This window comes from Myxococcales bacterium, assembly GCA_016712525.1.
Lineage (GTDB): Bacteria > Myxococcota_A > Polyangia > Polyangiales > Polyangiaceae > JAAFHV01.
Window position 1 is genome coordinate 1,640,567 of record JADJQX010000008.1, and the last position, 20,120, is coordinate 1,660,686.

Consider the following 20,120-nt stretch of genomic DNA (forward strand, 5'->3'; position numbering starts at 1 on the left):
GTGACATTGCCCGAGCTCGTCCCCGACTTCTACGTGTGGAGGAGGCGCCTCGGCCCCCTCACCGCGCGTCTCATGGCCGAGCACGGGAGCGCGCGCCAGTGGACGACGACAGAGCTCCTCCCCCACCTCGCGCTCGTGGCCGACCTGCCCGAGTGGATGAGCCCGTACGCGCTCGGCTCGCTGCTGCGCGACACGAAGGAGGTGCGCTACCTCGGGCGGAACGTGGTGTCGCTGGCCGAGAACGAGGCCATCTCGCGAGAGCACATCGACGAGACCATCGAGGACGAGCTCACGAAGGCCGGGGCCCCTCTCGCCGAAAGCGAGCTCCGCGCCCGGGTGAGCGCGCGCCGCGGGGTAAACGACCTCGCGTGGAACATGATGCGCACGCGCGCGCCGTTCGTGCTCCTAGAAGACGGGCGCATGGGCCTCGCGCCCCGCGACGTGCCCGGAGGAGAGGCCGCGATCGCACAGGCGACGCAGGCCATCGCCACATGGCTCGAGCAGCGCGACGAGGGCGCGGGGGTGGCCGACACGAAGCTCTTCATGGCCTCGCTCGGCGAGCCCATCGCCTCGTGGGACGCGCGCCTCGTACGCTCGGTGCTGCGCCACGACGGGCGTTTCAGGCTCGCGCAGGGAGGTGGCCTCGGGCTCTCGGCGTGGGGCGAGACGCGCACGAAGACGCAGCGCGAGGTGCTCGCCGAGCTGCTCGAGGCGGGGGGAGGCCGGGTGCGAGTCGCCGACGTGATCGCGGCTCTCCCGACGGCGAGCGGCGAGCCCCCGACGCGCGTCAAGGTAGGCATGCTGGCGAACCAGCTCCGCGCGCGCCTCGCGGGGGACTACGTGCTTCGCTGGGACGACGAGGCCGCGGGCGTCCCCAGCCTGCGCGCCGTGCCCGAGGGGGTGCGCACGTGGGTGGAGCGAGTGCCCGAGAAGGCGGCGGGGCTCTTCGTGAAGCTCCTCGTCGCGCCCCGCCCCTGCGCCGCGCTGCTGCCCGAGGTCGACGCGTGGGAGCACGCGATGCGAGCGCACGAGGGCGACGCGGTGGACCAGGCGCAGGTGACGCGCCTCGCCGCGAGGGCCCGCGAGCTCCTCGCCGTCGCGCAGGAGGAAGAGGGCACCCCGTGGGCGACGGCGGCGCGAGCCGGCGTGGAGTACCTCGTGTGCGTCGAGGACGGCGAGAGCGACGTGGTGGTCGGCGGCCTCGACGACGACGAGGGGGTGCTGGAGGTCTTGTGGGGTGGGCGATGAGAGCGCATCGCCGAGGGCAAGGGCTCAACTTCAGGCGCCTGAAGTTGCAGCTTCAGGCGCCTGAAGTTGGGGCACGCGGGCTTGGATGGAAGCGAGCGAATTCGATGGAGGTGCGAGGATGAAGAGCTACGGCACTTGGTTCGAGGCGGTCTCCGGAACGCCGCCCTACGCCTGGCAGGCTACGTTGGCCCAGGCCGAGGCTCCAGCCGATCGGCTTCTCCGTATTCCCACTGGCTTTGGCAAGACCGCGGGAACGGCTCTCGCGTGGCTTTTCCATCGATGCGTTCGCAACGATGACCGCTGGCCCCGCCGCCTGGTGTTCTGCCTGCCGATGCGTGTGCTCGTCGAACAGACGGAGACGACGCTCAAGGCTTGGGTGAAGGCCGCAGGCCTCGATGTGAACGTCGTCGTGCTGATCGGCGGGCGCGAGATCGCGAGCTGGCTCGACGACCTCGACAAGCCCACCATTCTCATCGGCACGCAGGACATGCTGCTCTCGCGCGCGATGAACCGAGGGTACGCCTCCGCCCGGGCCCTGTGGCCCATGGAGCTTGGTGCGCTGCACTCCGACGCCCTCTGGGTCATCGACGAGGTCCAGCTCATGGACACTGGGCTCGCCACGACCACGCAGCTCGCGGCATTTCGCCGTGCCGATGCCGAAAGCGGCCGCCCCGTACATCGGCCCACGTTCACCTGGTGGATGAGCGCGACGCTTCAACCAAGCTGGCTCGGAACGGTCGACTTTCGTACCCACGTCGCGAGCTTGCCGCAGACGCGCATCGCGGCGGAAGAGAGGTCGGGGGGGCTCTGGGAGGTCGCAAAGGCTGTCGAACATCGGAGTGACGTCACCGATCCGGCCGAGATCGCGAAGCTTGCCCTCGAGAAGCACACCCCACGCACAATGACGCTCGTGATCGTCAACACGGTCGATCGGGCGGGCAAGGTGGTTGCCGCACTCTCACCCGGCAAAAAGGGGAAGAAGGTCGGGCCGGAGCCCGAGGTCAAGCTCGTACACTCCAGGTTTCGCGGACACGAGCGCCGCGGATGGGACTTTCTGACGAAGGCAGCCAACAGCGCAGCAGCGCTCCCAGAAGAGGGGCGAATCATCGTGGCGACCCAGGTCGTCGAAGCCGGGGTCGACATGTCGGCCAAGCTGCTCGTGACCGAGCTGGCACCGTGGTCATCCCTCGTTCAGCGTTTTGGTAGGTGTGCGCGGTACGCTGGCGAACACGGGAACGTGATCGTCGTCGGGGCGGTGCCCGCGAAGGAGGCGGAAGCGCGCCCGTACGACATCGCCGCGCTCCGAGGCTCGGCGGATTCTCTCGCGTCGATCGGCAAGGGAACAAAGGACGTTGGCCCTCGGGCGCTCGAGACCTACGAAGAAGCGCTCGAGGCCGACAGGCTCGCGGCACTCTACCCGTACACTCCCGAGCATGTCCTCCGCCGGAAAGACTTCGACGAGCTCTTCGATACCTCGCCGGATCTTTCGGGCGCCGATCTCGACGTGGGCCGCTACATTCGCTCCGGTGAGGACCGCGACGCTTCGGTCTTCTGGCGAAGGCTCGAGGACGATCCCAAAGATCTACGAGACACGCCGTGGCCGACGCGCGACGAGCTCTGCCCCGTCCCGGCCCACCAGCTCCAAGAGTTTCTGAAGAAGTCGGAAGCGGAGTCCTACACCTTCGACTTCGTCCAAAGTTGCTGGAAGAAGCGGCCAAAGAACCAGCGTGTCGTGCCCGGGACGACGATCCTCCTGCGAACGAGCGCCGGCGGATACCACGCGACCCGCGGCTGGGACGAAAGCGCCAAGGCGCCGGTCGAGCCGGTGGAACGCGCGCGACCCGCGAACACGACGGAGGCGCGCCAAGAGCGGATGGTCGAGGCGAGCCTCGCTGGGGACGACGACCCCCTCGCCGAGCTCGATGGTTTCAAGACGATTCGCCTTCACGGCCACGAGGCGCGGGCCGAAGTCGACAAGCTCGCGCGCGCCTTTGCCCTCGACGAGCGGCTTACGAGAGCGCTCTCGCTAGCGGCGCGTTGGCACGACGCCGGGAAGGCCCACCCGACGTTTCAGAGCGCCATTCGCGAGACGGCGCGAAGCGCGACGCCGGCCTTCGGCAGGCGAGGCGACCTCGCCAAAGCGCCGAAGGGAGCGTTCGCGCACTACGCGAGGCCCGGGTTCAGGCATGAGCTCGCGAGCGGCCTCATGCTCTTCGAGGTACTTCGGCGGAGAGCGCCCGACCACGCCGCCCTTCTCGGCCCCCACCGGGACGTGCTCGAGTTGCTAGGTACGCCGAGCGAGCCGGTTGTGGCCGAGGACGCGCTCGACACGCATCCGCTCGCAGACGAGCTCGCCGGGCTTAGCGCTGACGAGATCGACCTCGTCGCCTACCTTGTGGTGTCGCACCACGGCAAGGTGCGCGGACGATGGGCGAGCACACCTCGCGACATCGAGGACGGGGAGGATCGCATTCATGGCGTGGCGGACGGAGACGCCATCCCTGCCGTAGATCTCCCGGATGACACCGGCGCTGGCGTCGCGCTGCCGCGCCTAACCCTTTCGCTCGCAATGGCCGGTCTCGGCCTCGGCCCGAGGTACGGGGCGTCGTGGACGGACAGGGTCGAACGGTTGCTCGCGTCCCGAGGCCCATTCTCCCTCGCGTTCTTGGAGGCCATCTTGCGCGTCGCCGACTGGCGCGCGTCGGCCCTGCCAGCAGAGGTGCTCCCATGACCCAGAAGTACGTTCACGCCCTCCACGGCTGCGCCCCGACGCCGCTCGCCCACTACCTCAAGGCTCTCGGAGTACTTCGGCTGGTGGCCGAACAGGCGGACCCCGAGGTACGCGGAGCTTGGGTAGACGATGGCTTCCGGCTCGTGACGAAGCTCACGAGGGAGGAGCTCATCACGTTCTTCGCGGAGAAGTACGAACCGACCCCCTTGCTGAGCCCATGGAACGGCGGCAGCGGCTTCTACCCCGGGGATAACCAAGACGGATTCGGGCGCCTCAAGAACGCTCAGGCTCCGCGATTTCAGAAGTACCGCGAAGCGATCGCGCAAGCCCAGCAAACAGTGGGAGACCGGAAAGAGAAGCCGGGCGGGGACGAGAAGGCAGCGCTCCTGCGCGCGTGTGTCTCCTCGTGGGATGGCCCGGCCTACGGCTGGTTGCGTTCGTCGTTCACCATCGGTGGGGATGGGACGCCGAGCTTCCCGGCCCTGCTCGGCACGGGCGGGAACGACGGTCGCCTCGACTTCACCAACAACTACATGCAGAGGCTCGTCGGTCTCATCGACCCCGAAACCGGCGTAGTCGGTAGCGACGACATCGGGTTGCTCGCCCTTTCGCTCTTCCGCGATACGGTGCCCGGCCTGGCGGACAACGCCATCGGCCAGTTCTATCCGGGAGCCGCTGGCGGCGCGAACGCGAGCGCGGGATTCGACGGCAACGCGCTCATCAACCCGTGGGACTTCGTGCTCATGCTCGAAGGCTCTCTTGTGCTGAGGGTTGCCTCCCTGCGACGGCTCGACACGGCCGAGCTCACGAACGCCGCGGCACCGTTTGCGTTGCGCTGCCAAGGCGTAGGCTACGGAAGCGCATCGCCTGCGGATGCGTCCGCGCGGGGAGAGCAGTGGATGCCACTCTGGTCAGGGGCGGCCACGCTCGGCGAGATCGAGAGGCTGTTCGAAGAGGGACGGCTCCACGGCGGGAAGCGCCCCGTTCGAGGGACGATCGACGCTGCCCGTTCGGTGGCCAAGCTGGGCGTCTCACGGGGTGTGAAGCAGTTCGTTCGCTATGGATATTTCGAACGGAACGGCCTTTCGAACCTCGCGATCCCTATCGGACGGATCACGGTCGCACACGACAGACACGTCGCCTTGCTCGATGAGATCGACGGGTTTGCGCGCATCCTGGAGCGCGCGGCGGGGCAGAAGACGGCGCCTGCCTCTTTGGAGCGAGCGCAGCGCAAGCTCGAGGCAGCCATGCTTCAAGCCGCGATCCCCAACGCCAGTGGCACGACCTGGGAGGCCTTGCTTGGTGTGCTGGGAGAGGTCGAGGACTTGTACCTTGCTTCTCCTCGCTCGAGCGCGAGCAGCAACGTCGAGCCCATCCCCCTGCTCAGCGCGTCCTGGCTCGAACGGCTCCCCGACGAGACGGAGGTCCGGCTCGCGATCGCGATCGCGTCGCAGACCAGCGAAAAGCTCGGTCCTATCCGGACGAATGTGGTGCCCTACGAGGGAGAGCGGTACCCCAAGTTTCGAAAGAGCGCCGATGCGCTGGTTTCGGACCCTCAGGTGGTGTGGTCGGGGGGCGACCTCATCAGCAACCTGGTCGCCATCGCGAATCGACGGGCCATCGATGGGACCCGGGAGCGCAGCGCGGGCTTTCCCCTCGAGGGACGACGGTTCGCCACGCTCGCCGACATCGGCGACTTCTTGCGCGGGGCAACCGACGACGCGCGCATCGCGAGGCTTCTGCGCGGTCTCCTGTCGATTTCGTGGAGTGAAGCGAAGCTCCCGGAACGGACGAGCTTCGGCGAACCGAGCGCATTGCACGCGCTGGTCCGCCTCGCCTTTCTTCCCGGCAAGCTCGAACCGAGCAAGGTCGCGTCGCGACGAGAGGATCGCCACCTGCCTCCGCTCCGTCCCGTTCTCGACGGAACGATTCTGCGATTGCTCGAGGCCGGCCGCGCCAACGACGCAGTCGATCGCATTCTCACGCGACTCGTCGCGAGTGGAGCTCGGCCGATCCTTCGAACCGTCGCCGCTTCCCCCACTCTTGCGCGAAGGCTCGCTGCAGCCGTCGCCATCCCCGTGTCCCCGGCCGATCAGGTTCGCCTGCTCCGCGCCGTATGCAAACCGTTCTCCGATTCCAAGAAAGACGAGGCCCAGTCATGAGCGTGAATGTCGACAAGCTCCTCAAGGACACCACCACCACCCGCGTCCTCTTCGAGGTCGAGCTGAAGCCCGTACAAGGCACGCGCTTTCAACCGACAGGCTTCCCAGACCTTGGCGCCGCCGTTTTTCAGACGGCCCAAGGGTCTCGGTTGCTCGTCGAGAGCGCACAGAGCATGGCCAACCGCTTGGAGACCGTCTGCTGGGACACCGGAGAGCAGAAGCTGGCAAGCGAGCTCGAGGGGCTCTCGTACGTGAGGGTCGAGCAGAAGGGGGCCTACCTGACGAGCTCCATCACCGAGGCGCATCGACTCAACTCGCCCTACATCCTCGAGAGCAAGGACAAGAGCTTCTTCGACAAGCTCCAGAAGGAGACGAAGGAGCTCGAGAACGGAGCGATCTCTCGGCCCCGGCTCGCGAGCATCCTCTTTCGGTATGACGCCAACGCGCTCATCCACGGGGTCTTCCTTGCCAAGAAGGACCTGGTCGGAGGCCGACTCCGGCTCGAGCGCGCGTTGTCGGCTTTCATCGAGGCCGAAGATGTGAGCGTCGCCGCATCGGGCGGCGTGAAGAACGACCACGTCAACCCGAGTGGGGAGGCGAAAGAGGGCTTCGGCAACGTGCCCTTCCAGCGAGACGAGTACACGGCCAAGCGGATCGTCGCGTACTTTAACCTAGACATCGAGGAGATTCGCGGGTTCGGCCTGGGAGACGATGCAAGCCGGCTCCTCGTCCTCTTGGCGCTCTACAAGATTCGTAAGCTGCTCGACGGACGGCTTCGGCTCCGGACGGCTTGCGACCTCGAGCCGGTCGCGCCGAACGCGATCACGGCTCAGCGGCCGGGTGGGTTCGAGCTCCCAAGCCTTACGGCGCTAAAGGAGGCTCTTCCCGGCGCCATCAAGGCCTGCGCTCCGCTCTTCGCGGAGAAGAACGGGATCACCACCGTGGAGTTCAAGGCGTGAGCATCCTTGCTGGGGAGCGAGCCGAGGAGACCATCCTCGCGTTCGAGCTCGTCGGGAAGAGGTACCACGCGACACCGTGGGGCAGCCATGTGAACGAGGGGTTGGTCGAATGGCCTCCTAGCCCATGGCGCCTCCTCCGAGCCCTCGTGGCCACGGGGTTCGGGCGGCTTGGCTGGTCTGCCCTCGAGGGCAGCGCGAGGGAGCTCCTGGAGCTTCTTGGCAGGGTGGTCCCTTCGTACTGCCTGCCAGAGGCATCGTCAGCGCATACCCGGCACTACATGCCCATCGCGGGCGGCAAGACGACGAAAGTCCTTGATACGTTCGTTCATCTACCGGACGGCGACACGACCATTTGGGTCAAGTACCCCACTGGCCTCCCCACCGCGAGCCGTGAGCTCTTGAGAAAGCTCGTTTCATCGGTCGGATACCTTGGCCGGGCCGAGTCGTGGGCCGTGGGTCGTCTCGTGGAGGACGTCGCAGAGGCTCCCAAAGACGAGTGGATCGAGCCCGGAGCACGTCCGCCAGCCGAGGGATACGAACGCGTGGAGGCGCTCGCGCTCGACCAACCCGAGGACTACGCGGCGTGGCGACAGGGCTACATCGCGCGTGCCAAGGAGGCGCTCGAGAAGACCGAGCGCGCCAAGGCCGAAGCCAAGGGGAAGGCGTTCAAGGCCCTCGCCAAGAAGGACATCGAGAAACTCGAACAGTCCGTGCCTCTGGATACGGTCAGCGCTTTGCTCCAGGACACGGGCAACCTCCGCCGTGAGGGATGGAGCCAACCGCCTGGCACCAGGTTCGTCTCGTACTACCGGAGAGCCGATGCGCTGGTGCCTCGCATCGCGCCGAGGGTTCGAGCCGTTCGCGAGACGCCCCCGACCGCCGTGCTCCTGGCGATCGCCTCCGACACCAAGAACGCCGACCTTTTGCCCAGTATCAAGAACGTCGCGCGCTTCATGGATCGCATCCACGAGACGTTGGCCCGCAAGGTCGACGACCTGGGCCTTGCCGAGACGGACTGGCTCACCGGCAAGCACAAGGGCGAGCCGGTCGTCGGGCATCGGCACCTGGCACTTCAGCCCGTGAGAAAGCGCGGGCCCGAGCGGTTCCGAGACGACATGGGCTCGGCGAAGTTCGACCACGTCCTCGCCGTGTGCCCGATGGGCTTCTCACGCGGAGCCTTGGCCGCTCTCCACGCGGCGAAACGCACCTACTCGAAGGACCTCCCGACACTGTACCTGACCGTAGTGGGCGAGGGAGAGCCGGAGCTCTTCGACGGCGGGGTGCCGATCACCCGCGAGAGTCGGAGCTTTCGGAGTGTGACGCCGTTCGTCCCCTCCTGGCACCTGAAACCTCGAGGGACGGGCTCACTGCTCTCGCAGATCCAACGGGAGCTGTCGAATCGCGGGCTGCCTGCCGCCGCGACGGTGGAAATCGAGACACGCGGAAGTCATGGCTTTCAACCCGTGGAGTCGGTGGTGCTCGGGCGGTACGCGGGCGACCTTCGTGTCCTCGTCGGGAGTGAGCTGGAGGAGCTCACCCTCCGGTTCCGCCATGTTCGCCGGGAACGGGGGGACCGGCGCGCACCCATGAACGTGGGGCTGTCACTGCGCCTTACGTTCGAGCAGCCCGTGCGTGGACCAATCGCTCTGGGGTTCGGTAGTCACTTCGGGCTCGGGCTCTTCGAACCCGAGGGAGCATGAGCGCGCCGAAGGTCGACGAGGCTCCCGAGGTTCGGCGGGCGAAGCATCTTCCTCTCGTGGGGAAGATGCCGCTTCCGGACCTCGTGCCGGCTCGGATGGTGAACGAAGTGCTCTTCTGTGAGCGCCTGCTCTACCTCGAGTGGGCGCAGGGAGAGTGGGCGGACAACGCGTTCACGCTCGATGGGCGCGCGGTGCACGGGCGGACCGACGAGAAACGTGGTGACCTTCCTGCGCCCGCGAATGGCCAAGACGACGACGCCGTGGAGGAGCCCGAGGGTCCTCCGTACAAGGCGACGAGCGTCGAGCTTTCGTCGTCGCGCCTCGGTGTGATCGCCAAGATCGACCTCGTCGAGGAAGGGGAGAACGGCGAGGTCATCCCCGTCGAGTACAAACGGGGGCGCGCGCCCGAGGTGGACGAGGGCGCCTACTTGCCCGAGCGGGCGCAGGTGGCCGCGCAGGTCATGCTGCTTCGTGAGCACGGCTACCGCGTGCCGTACGGCTCGCTCTACTTCGCCAAGTCGAAGCGGCGCGTACGCATCGAGGTCACGCCGGATCTCGAGGCCATCGTGCTCGGCGCGGTGGCGCGCGCGCGGGAGCTCGTCGACAAGGGAGAGATGCCCCCTCCCCTCACCTCGAGCCCGAAGTGCGGAGGATGCTCGCTCTCTGGCATATGCCTTCCCGACGAGACGCGCCTCCTCCGCGACCTGCTCGACGACGGCGAGGAGCGCGTGCGAAGGCTCGTCCCCGCGCGAGACGACACCCTCCCGTTGCACGTGCAGGCACAAGGCGGGCGCATCGGAGTCGTGGGTGACGAGCTCGAGATCGCGACGAAAGACGAGAAGGTGCGGGCGCGCGTCGCCAACACGTCTTCGGTCTCGGTGTACGGGAACGTGCAGGTGTCGACGCAGGCCGTGCGGACGCTGCTCGAGGCCGAGGTGCCGCTCGCGTTCTTCAGCTACGGAGGGTACTTCTGCGGGCTTCTCGGCGGCCTCGGGACGAAGAACATCGAGCTACGTATCGCCCAACACGACAAGCTCCGCGACCCGGCGTTCTGTCTCGGCGTGGCGAAGGGGCTCGTGGCCTCCAAGATCCGAAACTGCCGGACGCTCCTGCGCCGCAACGCCGAGGGGCTCGAGGGGAGCACGCTCGGCGAGCTCGAGATCTTGGCGAAGAAGGCAGAAGCGTGCGACGCGGCCGAGTCCTTGCTCGGCATCGAGGGCTCGGCGGCGCGCGTGTACTTTCAAGCGTTCCCCAAGATGGTGAAGGGGTCAAAGGCATTCGTCGACGCGTTCGACGCCGAGGGCCGGAACCGCCGCCCCCCGAAAGACCCTATCAACGCATTACTATCGTTCGTGTACTCCCTCCTCACGAAGGAGCTCACGGTCGCCGTGGCCAAAGCGGGGCTCGAGCCGTTGCTCGGCGTGTACCACAGGCCTCGTTTCGGCCGAGCCGCGCTGGCCCTCGACTTGATGGAAGAGTTTCGGCCGCTCATCGCCGACTCGACCGTGGTGAACGTACTGAACACGCAGGTCGTCGGAGAAGGAGACTTCGTCGTGCGGAGGGACGGGTGCTCGCTCTCGCCTTCGGGGCGAAAGAAGCTCCTCTACGCGTACGAGCGCCGCATGGACCAGCTCGTCACGCACCCGACGTTCGACTATCGCATCAGCTACCGCCGGGTGCTCGAGGTTCAGGCCCGTGTGTTCGGGCGGCTATTGCTCGGCGAAGCTACGGAGTACCCCGCGTTCAGAACGAGGTGAGCCATGCGGCAGGCGTTCATCGTGAGCTACGACGTCTCTCACCCGAAGCGGTTGCGAAAGGTGTTCCGCGTCCTGCGTGGGTTCGGCGATCACGTGCAGCTCTCCGTGTTCCGCTGCGAGCTGTCGGCCCGCGAGCTCGTGGAGCTACGTGCGCGGCTCGCGGCCGAAATCGATCACCGCGAGGACCAGGTGCTCTTCGTCGACGTGGGGCCGGTCGAGGGGCGCGGCTCCACCTCGATCACGGCCCTCGGCAAGGCGTACACGGTGCCCGAACGGTGCGCGATCGTGGTGTAGCCACAGCTGCCAAGGGGGAGCCATCGTGGACGATTTGATTTCCGACCCTCGACGATTTGCATTTTCGGTGGTCACGGCGGCATGACGCGCGACGTCGAGCGGGAGGGAGCTGGCCGATCGCTGGCGGGGCTTGAATTTCCCTGCGGCGAGAGAAAACGTGTGGCATGATCGCCTTCGTCGACGAGGCCTCCGAGGGGGTGACCGAGCCAACTTCAGGCGCCTGAAGTTGCAACTTCAGGCGCCTGAAGTTGGGCCGTCGACGAGGGGAGACAGACGATGGCAGCAGCGAAGAAGGCGACGGCGACGAAGGCCCTGGCCACGGTGAAGAAGACGGTGCTCGCAGGCGTGAAGAAGAGCGCTGCCGCCCAGAAGCGGCTCGCCTCGCTCCTCGAAACGATCGAGAGGCGCAAGGCCCGCATCGTCGAAGACTTTTACGACATCGGCGTCGCCCTCAAAGAGATCGTCGACAAGAAGCTGTACCTCCAGGCCGGTTATGCCTCGTTCGGCGACCTCATCGACGGGCGCAAGATCATGGGAAAGACACAAGCCTTCAAGCTCGTGTCGATCGCGCGCGCGGTACCCCGAGAGAAGGCGATCGAAGTGGGCTCCGAGAAGGCGTACGAGCTCGTGCGCCTGACCGAGCAGACTCCCGAGCCCGACACGGTAGAAGACGTGCTCACCACCGGAGTGCGCGGCCCGAAGGGCAAGGGTACGATCGACGTGAAGAAGCTCTCTTCGCGGGAGATTGCGCAGAAGCGGCGCGAGCTCGCCAAAGCGAACGAGAAGCCGAACGACGACGAGATCGCCGCGAAGCGCGAAGCACGCCTCGCCCAAGCCGAGATGCGAAAAGCCGGCCTGAAGGTCACGGTCGAAGCGCGCAAAGAGGGCAAGGTGTGGACGGCGATCGTCTCCCTGCCGCTCACTCGGCTCGCGACCCTCAGTAAAGCTGCGGCGCGAGCGGCGAAGTGACGACGATTTCCCGGCCCCCGCTCGCGGGGCCTTCGTTCTTTGAAATGATAGGAGTTTTTGGAATCGTGACTGTGACTCGCGGGGGAGACCTCGTGCCCCGCGAGCAGGCGCTCGCAACCCGTGGCGTAGGTGGTTGGAACTGCTACGGGTTTGGGAGCGCCCATCTCCGGCGTCTCGCACGCCGGCCTCGTTGAAGCGTCGGCGACGGAAGCCTTCCATCTCCGGCGTCTCGCACGCCGGCCTGTGAAGGGGCGGCACTCCGGCGTCTCGCACGCCGGCCTCGTGAAAGGGCTGCAACGCATCCGGCGAAGCCGAGGGACGTAGCGCCCAAACGCGCTCGAGCATCTCCGGCGTCTCGCACGCCGGCCTCGTTGAAGCAAGTATCCATCAAAACGAACAGGTGATGCTTCGATCATCTCCGGCGTCTCGCACGCCGGCCTCGTTGAAGCAGCAAGATTTTTGACCAGGAGACTAAATGACTCACCCATCTCCGGCGTCTCGCACGCCGGCCTCGTTGAAGCTCCTGCCGAGGGCCCAAGATTGCCATTGGGGCTCCCATCTCCGGCGTCTCGCACGCCGGCCTCGTTGAAGCCACTCTTCCCAGGTTGTGAGGTTCAAGGAGGATAGGCATCTCCGGCGTCTCGCACGCCGGCCTCGTTGAAGCGACGATGCGGTGAGCGGCGATGGCGGCGGTACCGCGCATCTCCGGCGTCTCGCACGCCGGCCTCGTTGAAGCCTGTCGGCATACTGCGCGAGTAGTGCCAGTTTTCCACATCTCCGGCGTCTCGCACGCCGGCCTCGTTGAAGCACGCTGACTCAGGCGAGGACTACCGGCGAGACCAGCATCTCCGGCGTCTCGCACGCCGGCCTCGTTGAAGCACGAAGCGTCCCTTGCTATCGCGCATCGCGCACCTCCATCTCCGGCGTCTCGCACGCCGGCCTCGTTGAAGCGACGTCGGAAAGTCGACCGGCACCGACGCCAACGTCGTGCATCTCCGGCGTCTCGCACGCCGGCCTCGTTGAAGCGTCACGATCTCAAGGCGGATCGTGAACGTCGTGGGGCCATCTCCGGCGTCTCGCACGCCGGCCTCGTTGAAGCGCGAGCGCTTCGTGATTCGCCGGCACCGGCGTCACGCCATCTCCGGCGTCTCGCACGCCGGCCTCGTTGAAGCAACCTCACGGTCCTCTCGCAGTAAGCGGGACGAAGAACATCTCCGGCGTCTCGCACGCCGGCCTCGTTGAAGCAGCCTCAAGCTCTTCGATTCTGGCGCGCTGGTCCGCATCTCCGGCGTCTCGCACGCCGGCCTCGTTGAAGCGCGGGTGCGCGTGACGTCAAGCTCTTCGAGAACGGCATCTCCGGCGTCTCGCACGCCGGCCTCGTTGAAGCGTTGTGACGGTCGACGTCGCCTCAGAGGAGGACGACATCTCCGGCGTCTCGCACGCCGGCCTCGTTGAAGCGCCCTCGGGCTTGCACTCGGCCTCTTCGGCCTGAGCCCATCTCCGGCGTCTCGCACGCCGGCCTCGTTGAAGCCGGGCACGCTGCGCGACGATGCGGGCGCCGCGATCGCATCTCCGGCGTCTCGCACGCCGGCCTCGTTGAAGCGGGACGTACGCGAGGTTGATCACGTTCCCGCCCGAGCATCTCCGGCGTCTCGCACGCCGGCCTCGTTGAAGCGCGGCGAGCCGCTCCTCGCGCTCTTTGAGAAGCTCGCATCTCCGGCGTCTCGCACGCCGGCCTCGTTGAAGCGCGGACGCCGCGATGCTCTGCGCGGCGAGGTACGTGCATCTCCGGCGTCTCGCACGCCGGCCTCGTTGAAGCATCAAGGGCGAGTCGAAGGTGCTCATCATGTCGCTCCATCTCCGGCGTCTCGCACGCCGGCCTCGTTGAAGCCAGCAGATCCGAGACCTTGTCCGTGCGCCCGTAGAGCATCTCCGGCGTCTCGCACGCCGGCCTCGTTGAAGCCGGAGCATGCCCTGCTTGTTGAAGACGTCGACGCCCGCATCTCCGGCGTCTCGCACGCCGGCCTCGTTGAAGCATCACCCGCCATCACACACCTCCTGTTCCCCCGGGCATCTCCGGCGTCTCGCACGCCGGCCTCGTTGAGGCACGGTCCACTTGTCGAACGGGCTCGCGGCTCCTTCACCATCTCCGGCGTCTCGCACGCCGGCCTCGTTGAAGCGCGAGCACCGACTGCGTCGAGAAATCCGGGGCGATCCATCTCCGGCGTCTCGCACGCCGGCCTCGTTGAAGCGATCGTCCCATCGCCGCGGCGCTCTTCGTGGGCGGCCATCTCCGGCGTCTCGCACGCCGGCCTCGTTGAAGCGAGCCAGAGGTCGACGGGTGGATGAGCCCCCGAGGACATCTCCGGCGTCTCGCACGCCGGCCTCGTTGAAGCTCGAGCTCGAGGGTCGAGGTCGCGAAGGTCGCATCCATCTCCGGCGTCTCGCACGCCGGCCTCGTTGAAGCTTCGCGTGGGCTCACCTGCCGCCCGCGCTCGCCGGGCATCTCCGGCGTCTCGCACGCCGGCCTCGTTGAAGCAGGAAGATCTTGATGTCCGGGACCTCGTACTCGTCCGCATCTCCGGCGTCTCGCACGCCGGCCTCGTTGAAGCGAGGGTCCGACGCCTTGCGAGGACGCGATCCGAGCCCATCTCCGGCGTCTCGCACGCCGGCCTCGTTGAAGCCCTTCTGCCCGCCACCGACGTCGTCGAGGCTCGGGCATCTCCGGCGTCTCGCACGCCGGCCTCGTTGAAGCAACGCAACGGGGCAGAGCTACGAGAAGATCCGATGGCATCTCCGGCGTCTCGCACGCCGGCCTCGTTGAAGCGTGAACCAGGACATGAGCCCCGCCGACATCGACGACCATCTCCGGCGTCTCGCACGCCGGCCTCGTTGAAGCGCGCGCTGGCCAACATGCTTGGGCGGATGCGCGGGCATCTCCGGCGTCTCGCACGCCGGCCTCGTTGAAGCGCACCTCCCTCGCCGCGGGCGCGGTGCACCTCGTCCATCTCCGGCGTCTCGCACGCCGGCCTCGTTGAAGCTCCTCGAGGCGCTCGCGCACGTCGGCGTCCTCGGCCTCATCTCCGGCGTCTCGCACGCCGGCCTCGTTGAAGCCTATCGAACGTCAGAGGGTGAGGAAGTGCGCCCGAGCGCATCTCCGGCGTCTCGCACGCCGGCCTCGTTGAAGCCTGCGACGAGGACGACGAGCCGCCCCACCCGAAGTACCATCTCCGGCGTCTCGCACGCCGGCCTCGTTGAAGCATCGCGGTCCAGACGTCGAGGAGCCCCGTCTTCAGCATCTCCGGCGTCTCGCACGCCGGCCTCGTTGAAGCCGATCCGCCGATCGCGAGCCGCGGAGGTTCGTGCCAGCATCTCCGGCGTCTCGCACGCCGGCCTCGTTGAAGCCGCAGGAGCAAGTGGCCGAGAGGCGCCTCGGCATCGGCATCTCCGGCGTCTCGCACGCCGGCCTCGTTGAAGCGCGGAGTGGGCCGCGCTCGTGCCGTCGGCCATCGTCCATCTCCGGCGTCTCGCACGCCGGCCTCGTTGAAGCCTAACGTGGTGCTCTCGAGCCCTGCGGCGGACGTCGCCATCTCCGGCGTCTCGCACGCCGGCCTCGTTGAAGCTGCAAGGCAGCGTCGGCATCGGCGGGCGCGGCCTCCATCTCCGGCGTCTCGCACGCCGGCCTCGTTGAAGCGAGCGCCACACACCGTGGAGCGCCTCGTCCGTCGGCCATCTCCGGCGTCTCGCACGCCGGCCTCGTTGAAGCGGCGTTGGAGCGCGCGCACTGGCTCCTCACTTGTTCCATCTCCGGCGTCTCGCACGCCGGCCTCGTTGAAGCGTGGTGGTGGTGCTCTCGTACGCTCATGCTGAGGGCATCTCCGGCGTCTCGCACGCCGGCCTCGTTGAAGCCAGCGACTGAACGGCACTCTCCGCGCTCTGGCCGACATCTCCGGCGTCTCGCACGCCGGCCTCGTTGAAGCAACAGCCCAGCGCCCGTCGGCCGCGGCGAGCCCTGGCATCTCCGGCGTCTCGCACGCCGGCCTCGTTGAAGCCACGAGGTGCGGCGCATGGCTCGCACGTGGCCCGAGCATCTCCGGCGTCTCGCACGCCGGCCTCGTTGAAGCCGCGCTCTCGACGACGAGGGCCAAACCATCGAGGGCCATCTCCGGCGTCTCGCACGCCGGCCTCGTTGAAGCCCGTAGTCCCACGGCCGTTGGTCGATCGCTCCCTTGCATCTCCGGCGTCTCGCACGCCGGCCTCGTTGAAGCATCCGTGATGCCCTCGCCGCACGCCAAAGCGATCGCCCATCTCCGGCGTCTCGCACGCCGGCCTCGTTGAAGCGCGTAGAGGCGGCCCCCGGGGTCCGTGACGAGGCGGCATCTCCGGCGTCTCGCACGCCGGCCTCGTTGAAGCACCTTCAGCCAGCGCACGGCGTCTCCTCGTCGTCTTCATCTCCGGCGTCTCGCACGCCGGCCTCGTTGAAGCACGGACTTGTGCGGGCCGCGTAAGGTCTCAACTCCAACATCTCCGGCGTCTCGCACGCCGGCCTCGTTGAAGCATCACGAGCCCGCCGAGCGTCGCCGCGGCGCCGCCGCATCTCCGGCGTCTCGCACGCCGGCCTCGTTGAAGCGCGCGAAGCTCGTCTTTCGCGATCTTGACGTCGGCGCATCTCCGGCGTCTCGCACGCCGGCCTCGTTGAAGCCAAGAGACCTTCGGCGACTCGACGCTCCTCGGGAACACATCTCCGGCGTCTCGCACGCCGGCCTCGTTGAAGCCTCCGCCCCAAGGCTTCGGCCCTGCAATGCGGTAGCCATCTCCGGCGTCTCGCACGCCGGCCTCGTTGAAGCCACTCTCTGAGACCTAGGGTAGTCATTTAGAGAGTACATCTCCGGCGTCTCGCACGCCGGCCTCGTTGAAGCGTGCCTTCCGTGCTCGCGCTCACTCGCCGATGGTCGCATCTCCGGCGTCTCGCACGCCGGCCTCGTTGAAGCTTCGTCGTGTTTTCGGTTGCGTTTTGCATGGGGTACATCTCCGGCGTCTCGCACGCCGGCCTCGTTGAAGCTTGGAGCCCTTCGGCCGGCCTCGCTTCTTCGGGGGCTCATCTCCGGCGTCTCGCACGCCGGCCTCGTTGAAGCGACGCGACGTCCTCGACGCGCAGGCCCATCTTGGCGCATCTCCGGCGTCTCGCACGCCGGCCTCGTTGAAGCACGTACATGAACAAGCCCGACGACGCGAACGTGTTCCATCTCCGGCGTCTCGCACGCCGGCCTCGTTGAAGCGGCCTCCCGACGGTGCTACGCCCTACCCATGGCGCACATCTCCGGCGTCTCGCACGCCGGCCTCGTTGAAGCCCACGGGTGTCTCACGGATCCGCCCTATGGGCTGTCATCTCCGGCGTCTCGCACGCCGGCCTCGTTGAAGCCCGCGCATCCAGTGGGTCATCATCGGAGGCGAGAGCATCTCCGGCGTCTCGCACGCCGGCCTCGTTGAAGCCGAAAGCCACGAGGCTAGGGCCACATGCGCGCATTCCATCTCCGGCGTCTCGCACGCCGGCCTCGTTGAAGCGTCGCGTACACCTTTCACGTGAAAGGGGAGCTACAGCATCTCCGGCGTCTCGCACGCCGGCCTCGTTGAAGCGATTCCGAGGGCGGGCACGGGGACCAGCGGGTTTCGCATCTCCGGCCTCTCGCACGCCGGCCTCGTTGAAGCTTACGGTCACGTTGCGGTGGTCCCGCACGCTCTCGACATCTCCGGCGTCTCGCACGCCGGCCTCGTTGAAGCGGCGAGGCGATGACCACGGCGCTCGTGGAGAAAGGCCATCTCCGGCGTCTCGCACGCCGGCCTCGTTGAAGCTTGTGACGGAAACTTCCGAGTAGGTGTGCGTTTCCTCATCTCCGGCGTCTCGCACGCCGGCCTCGTTGAAGCCGGATGACGTCGTAGAGCATGCCCTCCGGCGTGCCGCATCTCCGGCGTCTCGCACGCCGGCCTCGTTGAAGCACCGAGCAGCTCGGGGCCGTGTTCGCCGAGCGCGACCATCTCCGGCGTCTCGCACGCCGGCCTCGTTGAAGCTACCTTCCATTCGGGCGAGCCGAAAATGCCGCCCTCCATCTCCGGCGTCTCGCACGCCGGCCTCGTTGAAGCGAGGCGACTCAGGATCTCGTACGTGTGCCGCTGCTTCATCTCCGGCGTCTCGCACGCCGGCCTCGTTGAAGCGGACCTCGATCCCGATCGAGATCCCGCGGCCGTCGACATCTCCGGCGTCTCGCACGCCGGCCTCGTTGAAGCGGGAATCTCGGTGCGGACCCGGAGCTTCGGATGTCGCATCTCCGGCGTCTCGCACGCCGGCCTCGTTGAAGCTCGCGCCGTGGTGAACGCGGAGCTCCTTGATGAAGGACATCTCCGGCGTCTCGCACGCCGGCCTCGTTGAAGCTGGCCTACCGTCAACCCAAGAAATAGGATCCCCACATCATCTCCGGCGTCTCGCACGCCGGCCTCGTTGAAGCGCCTCGACGAGATGCGGCGGCACCGCGTCGATGGCGTCCATCTCCGGCGTCTCGCACGCCGGCCTCGTTGAAGCCACCATGGCCCGCGTCTCCACCGAGCTGCACGCGGCCATCTCCGGCGTCTCGCACGCCGGCCTCGTTGAAGCCACGCCGGGTGCGATGCGCTCCTCGGGCAGCACTACCATCTCCGGCGTCTCGCACGCCGGCCTCGTTGAAGCTCGACCATGGCGACCTGCGCGACGGTGGCATCGCTGCATCTCCGGCGTCTCGCACGCCGGCCTCGTTGAAGCTGGTTCGACGGCCGGATCAAGGTCACGGCGAACGCGCCATCTCCGGCGTCTCGCACGCCGGCCTCGTTGAAGCCGCACAATCTACGTGATGCGCGTTGACAACACTGTCATCTCCGGCGTCTCGCACGCCGGCCTCGTTGAAGCGGCCTGGTCGCTGTCACTCACCATGCCCATGGGACACATCTCCGGCGTCTCGCACGCCGGCCTCGTTGAAGCACGACGGGGCTCACGGCACGCACCGCCCGGTGAACGCATCTCCGGCGTCTCGCACGCCGGCCTCGTTGAAGCCGCACGAGATCGTGGGCGACCTCCGAAAGCTTGTGGTCATCTCCGGCGTCTCGCACGCCGGCCTCGTTGAAGCGACGTCAGGACAGTCCCTGCGGTCACCGCATCGCCCGGCATCTCCGGCGTCTCGCACGCCGGCCTCGTTGAAGCGCGAACATCAAGCGGTTCTGCATGGCCGCGAGCGGCCATCTCCGGCGTCTCGCACGCCGGCCTCGTTGAAGCGCGACGTTCCGAGACCACACGCGCGCCCTGGCGAACATCTCCGGCGTCTCGCACGCCGGCCTCGTTGAAGCCGCGTCGATTCGTCGTGGCTAGAGTGTAGCGGACTGGCATCTCCGGCGTCTCGCACGCCGGCCTCGTTGAAGCACCAACAGGAATATCAGTTTTAGCAAGAACTGAGAGCATCTCCGGCGTCTCGCACGCCGGCCTCGTTGAAGCCGGATGATGAGATCCGAAGATGTCTTGCACGCGTCCCATCTCCGGCGTCTCGCACGCCGGCCTCGTTGAAGCAGCTCGGATGGCAAGACTTCCTCTCTTGGGTCCAGCCATCTCCGGCGTCTCGCACGCCGGCCTCGTTGAAGCGTGTCTGGAAAAAAACGAGAGAGTGAAGAGGCGGCACCATCTCCGGCGTCTCGCACGCCGGCCTCGTTGAAGCGGAGACTCGGTGACCGACGCCCTGCGCACGCGCCCCGGCATCTCCGGCGTCTCGCACGCCGGCCTCGTTGAAGCGAGAACCGGGCCGGCATGACCTCCACGCGGATCGGCCATCTCCGGCGTCTCGCACGCCGGCCTCGTTGAAGCACCAGCCAGACGCTTTCCATCGCGTTCGCCGTCGAGCATCTCCGGCGTCTCGCACGCCGGCCTCGTTGAAGCACTACTGTTGCGTTAGCGATGCGGCGAAGAAGGGCCCATCTCCGGCGTCTCGCACGCCGGCCTCGTTGAAGCGTGACCTTGGAGGTGCTCTTATTCCGGTAGGCCTTGACCATCTCCGGCGTCTCGCACGCCGGCCTCGTTGAAGAGTGACATCTCCAATGGCGATGTCGCAGTGGTGCGCCGCATCTCCGGCGTCTCGCACGCCGGCCTCGTTGAAGCCGGTCATCTTCGCTTCGGCGAAAGAACCTGAACCGCATCTCCGGCGTCTCGCACGCCGGCCTCGTTGAAGCTACCGCGTGCGCATGGACCACGCAGCGGCACGGGCCCATCTCCGGCGTCTCGCACGCCG

The 20,120-nt window shown here is 67.2% G+C and carries 7 protein-coding genes and 1 CRISPR repeat array (1 of these 8 cut by a window edge); all 7 genes read left to right on the forward strand.

Annotated features, from left to right (window positions below; all coding sequences use genetic code 11):
- Positions 1–1,366 precede the first annotated feature (1,366 nt).
- The 7 genes from IPK71_36560 (at position 1,367) to IPK71_36590 (ending at position 11,820) form a co-directional block, all read left to right on the forward strand.
- Positions 1,367–3,979: a DEAD/DEAH box helicase gene (locus IPK71_36560; protein MBK8219270.1), complete on the forward strand. Its 2,613-nt coding sequence runs from the start codon at positions 1,367–1,369 to the stop codon at positions 3,977–3,979.
- Positions 3,976–6,141, forward strand: coding sequence for a type I-U CRISPR-associated protein Csx17 (gene csx17 / locus IPK71_36565; protein ID MBK8219271.1), 2,166 nt, complete (start codon positions 3,976–3,978; stop codon positions 6,139–6,141). The genes IPK71_36560 and csx17 overlap by 4 nt, the downstream gene beginning before the upstream one ends.
- A complete protein-coding gene (cas7u, locus tag IPK71_36570; GenBank protein MBK8219272.1) occupies positions 6,138–7,100 on the forward strand; it encodes a type I-U CRISPR-associated protein Cas7 in 963 nt (320 codons plus the stop codon). The genes csx17 and cas7u overlap by 4 nt, the downstream gene beginning before the upstream one ends.
- On the forward strand, positions 7,097–8,800 hold the full coding sequence (gene cas5u6u / locus IPK71_36575; protein ID MBK8219273.1) for a type I-U CRISPR-associated protein Cas5/Cas6: 1,704 nt from the start codon (positions 7,097–7,099) through the stop codon (positions 8,798–8,800). The genes cas7u and cas5u6u overlap by 4 nt, the downstream gene beginning before the upstream one ends.
- Before the next feature lie 65 nt (positions 8,801–8,865).
- Entirely contained in the window at positions 8,866–10,557 is a 1,692-nt protein-coding gene (gene cas1 / locus IPK71_36580; GenBank protein MBK8219274.1) for a CRISPR-associated endonuclease Cas1, read from the forward strand.
- Between the two features lie 3 nt (positions 10,558–10,560).
- Positions 10,561–10,851, forward strand: a complete 291-nt coding sequence (cas2, locus tag IPK71_36585; GenBank protein MBK8219275.1) for a CRISPR-associated endonuclease Cas2 — start codon at positions 10,561–10,563, stop codon at positions 10,849–10,851.
- Between the two features lie 276 nt (positions 10,852–11,127).
- On the forward strand, positions 11,128–11,820 hold the full coding sequence (locus tag IPK71_36590; GenBank protein MBK8219276.1) for a hypothetical protein: 693 nt from the start codon (positions 11,128–11,130) through the stop codon (positions 11,818–11,820).
- A 161-nt stretch (positions 11,821–11,981) separates the two neighbouring features.
- A CRISPR array of direct repeats spans positions 11,982–20,120; the repeat unit is 36 nt; unit sequence CATCTCCGGCGTCTCGCACGCCGGCCTCGTTGAAGC; it runs 4,061 nt beyond the window's last position.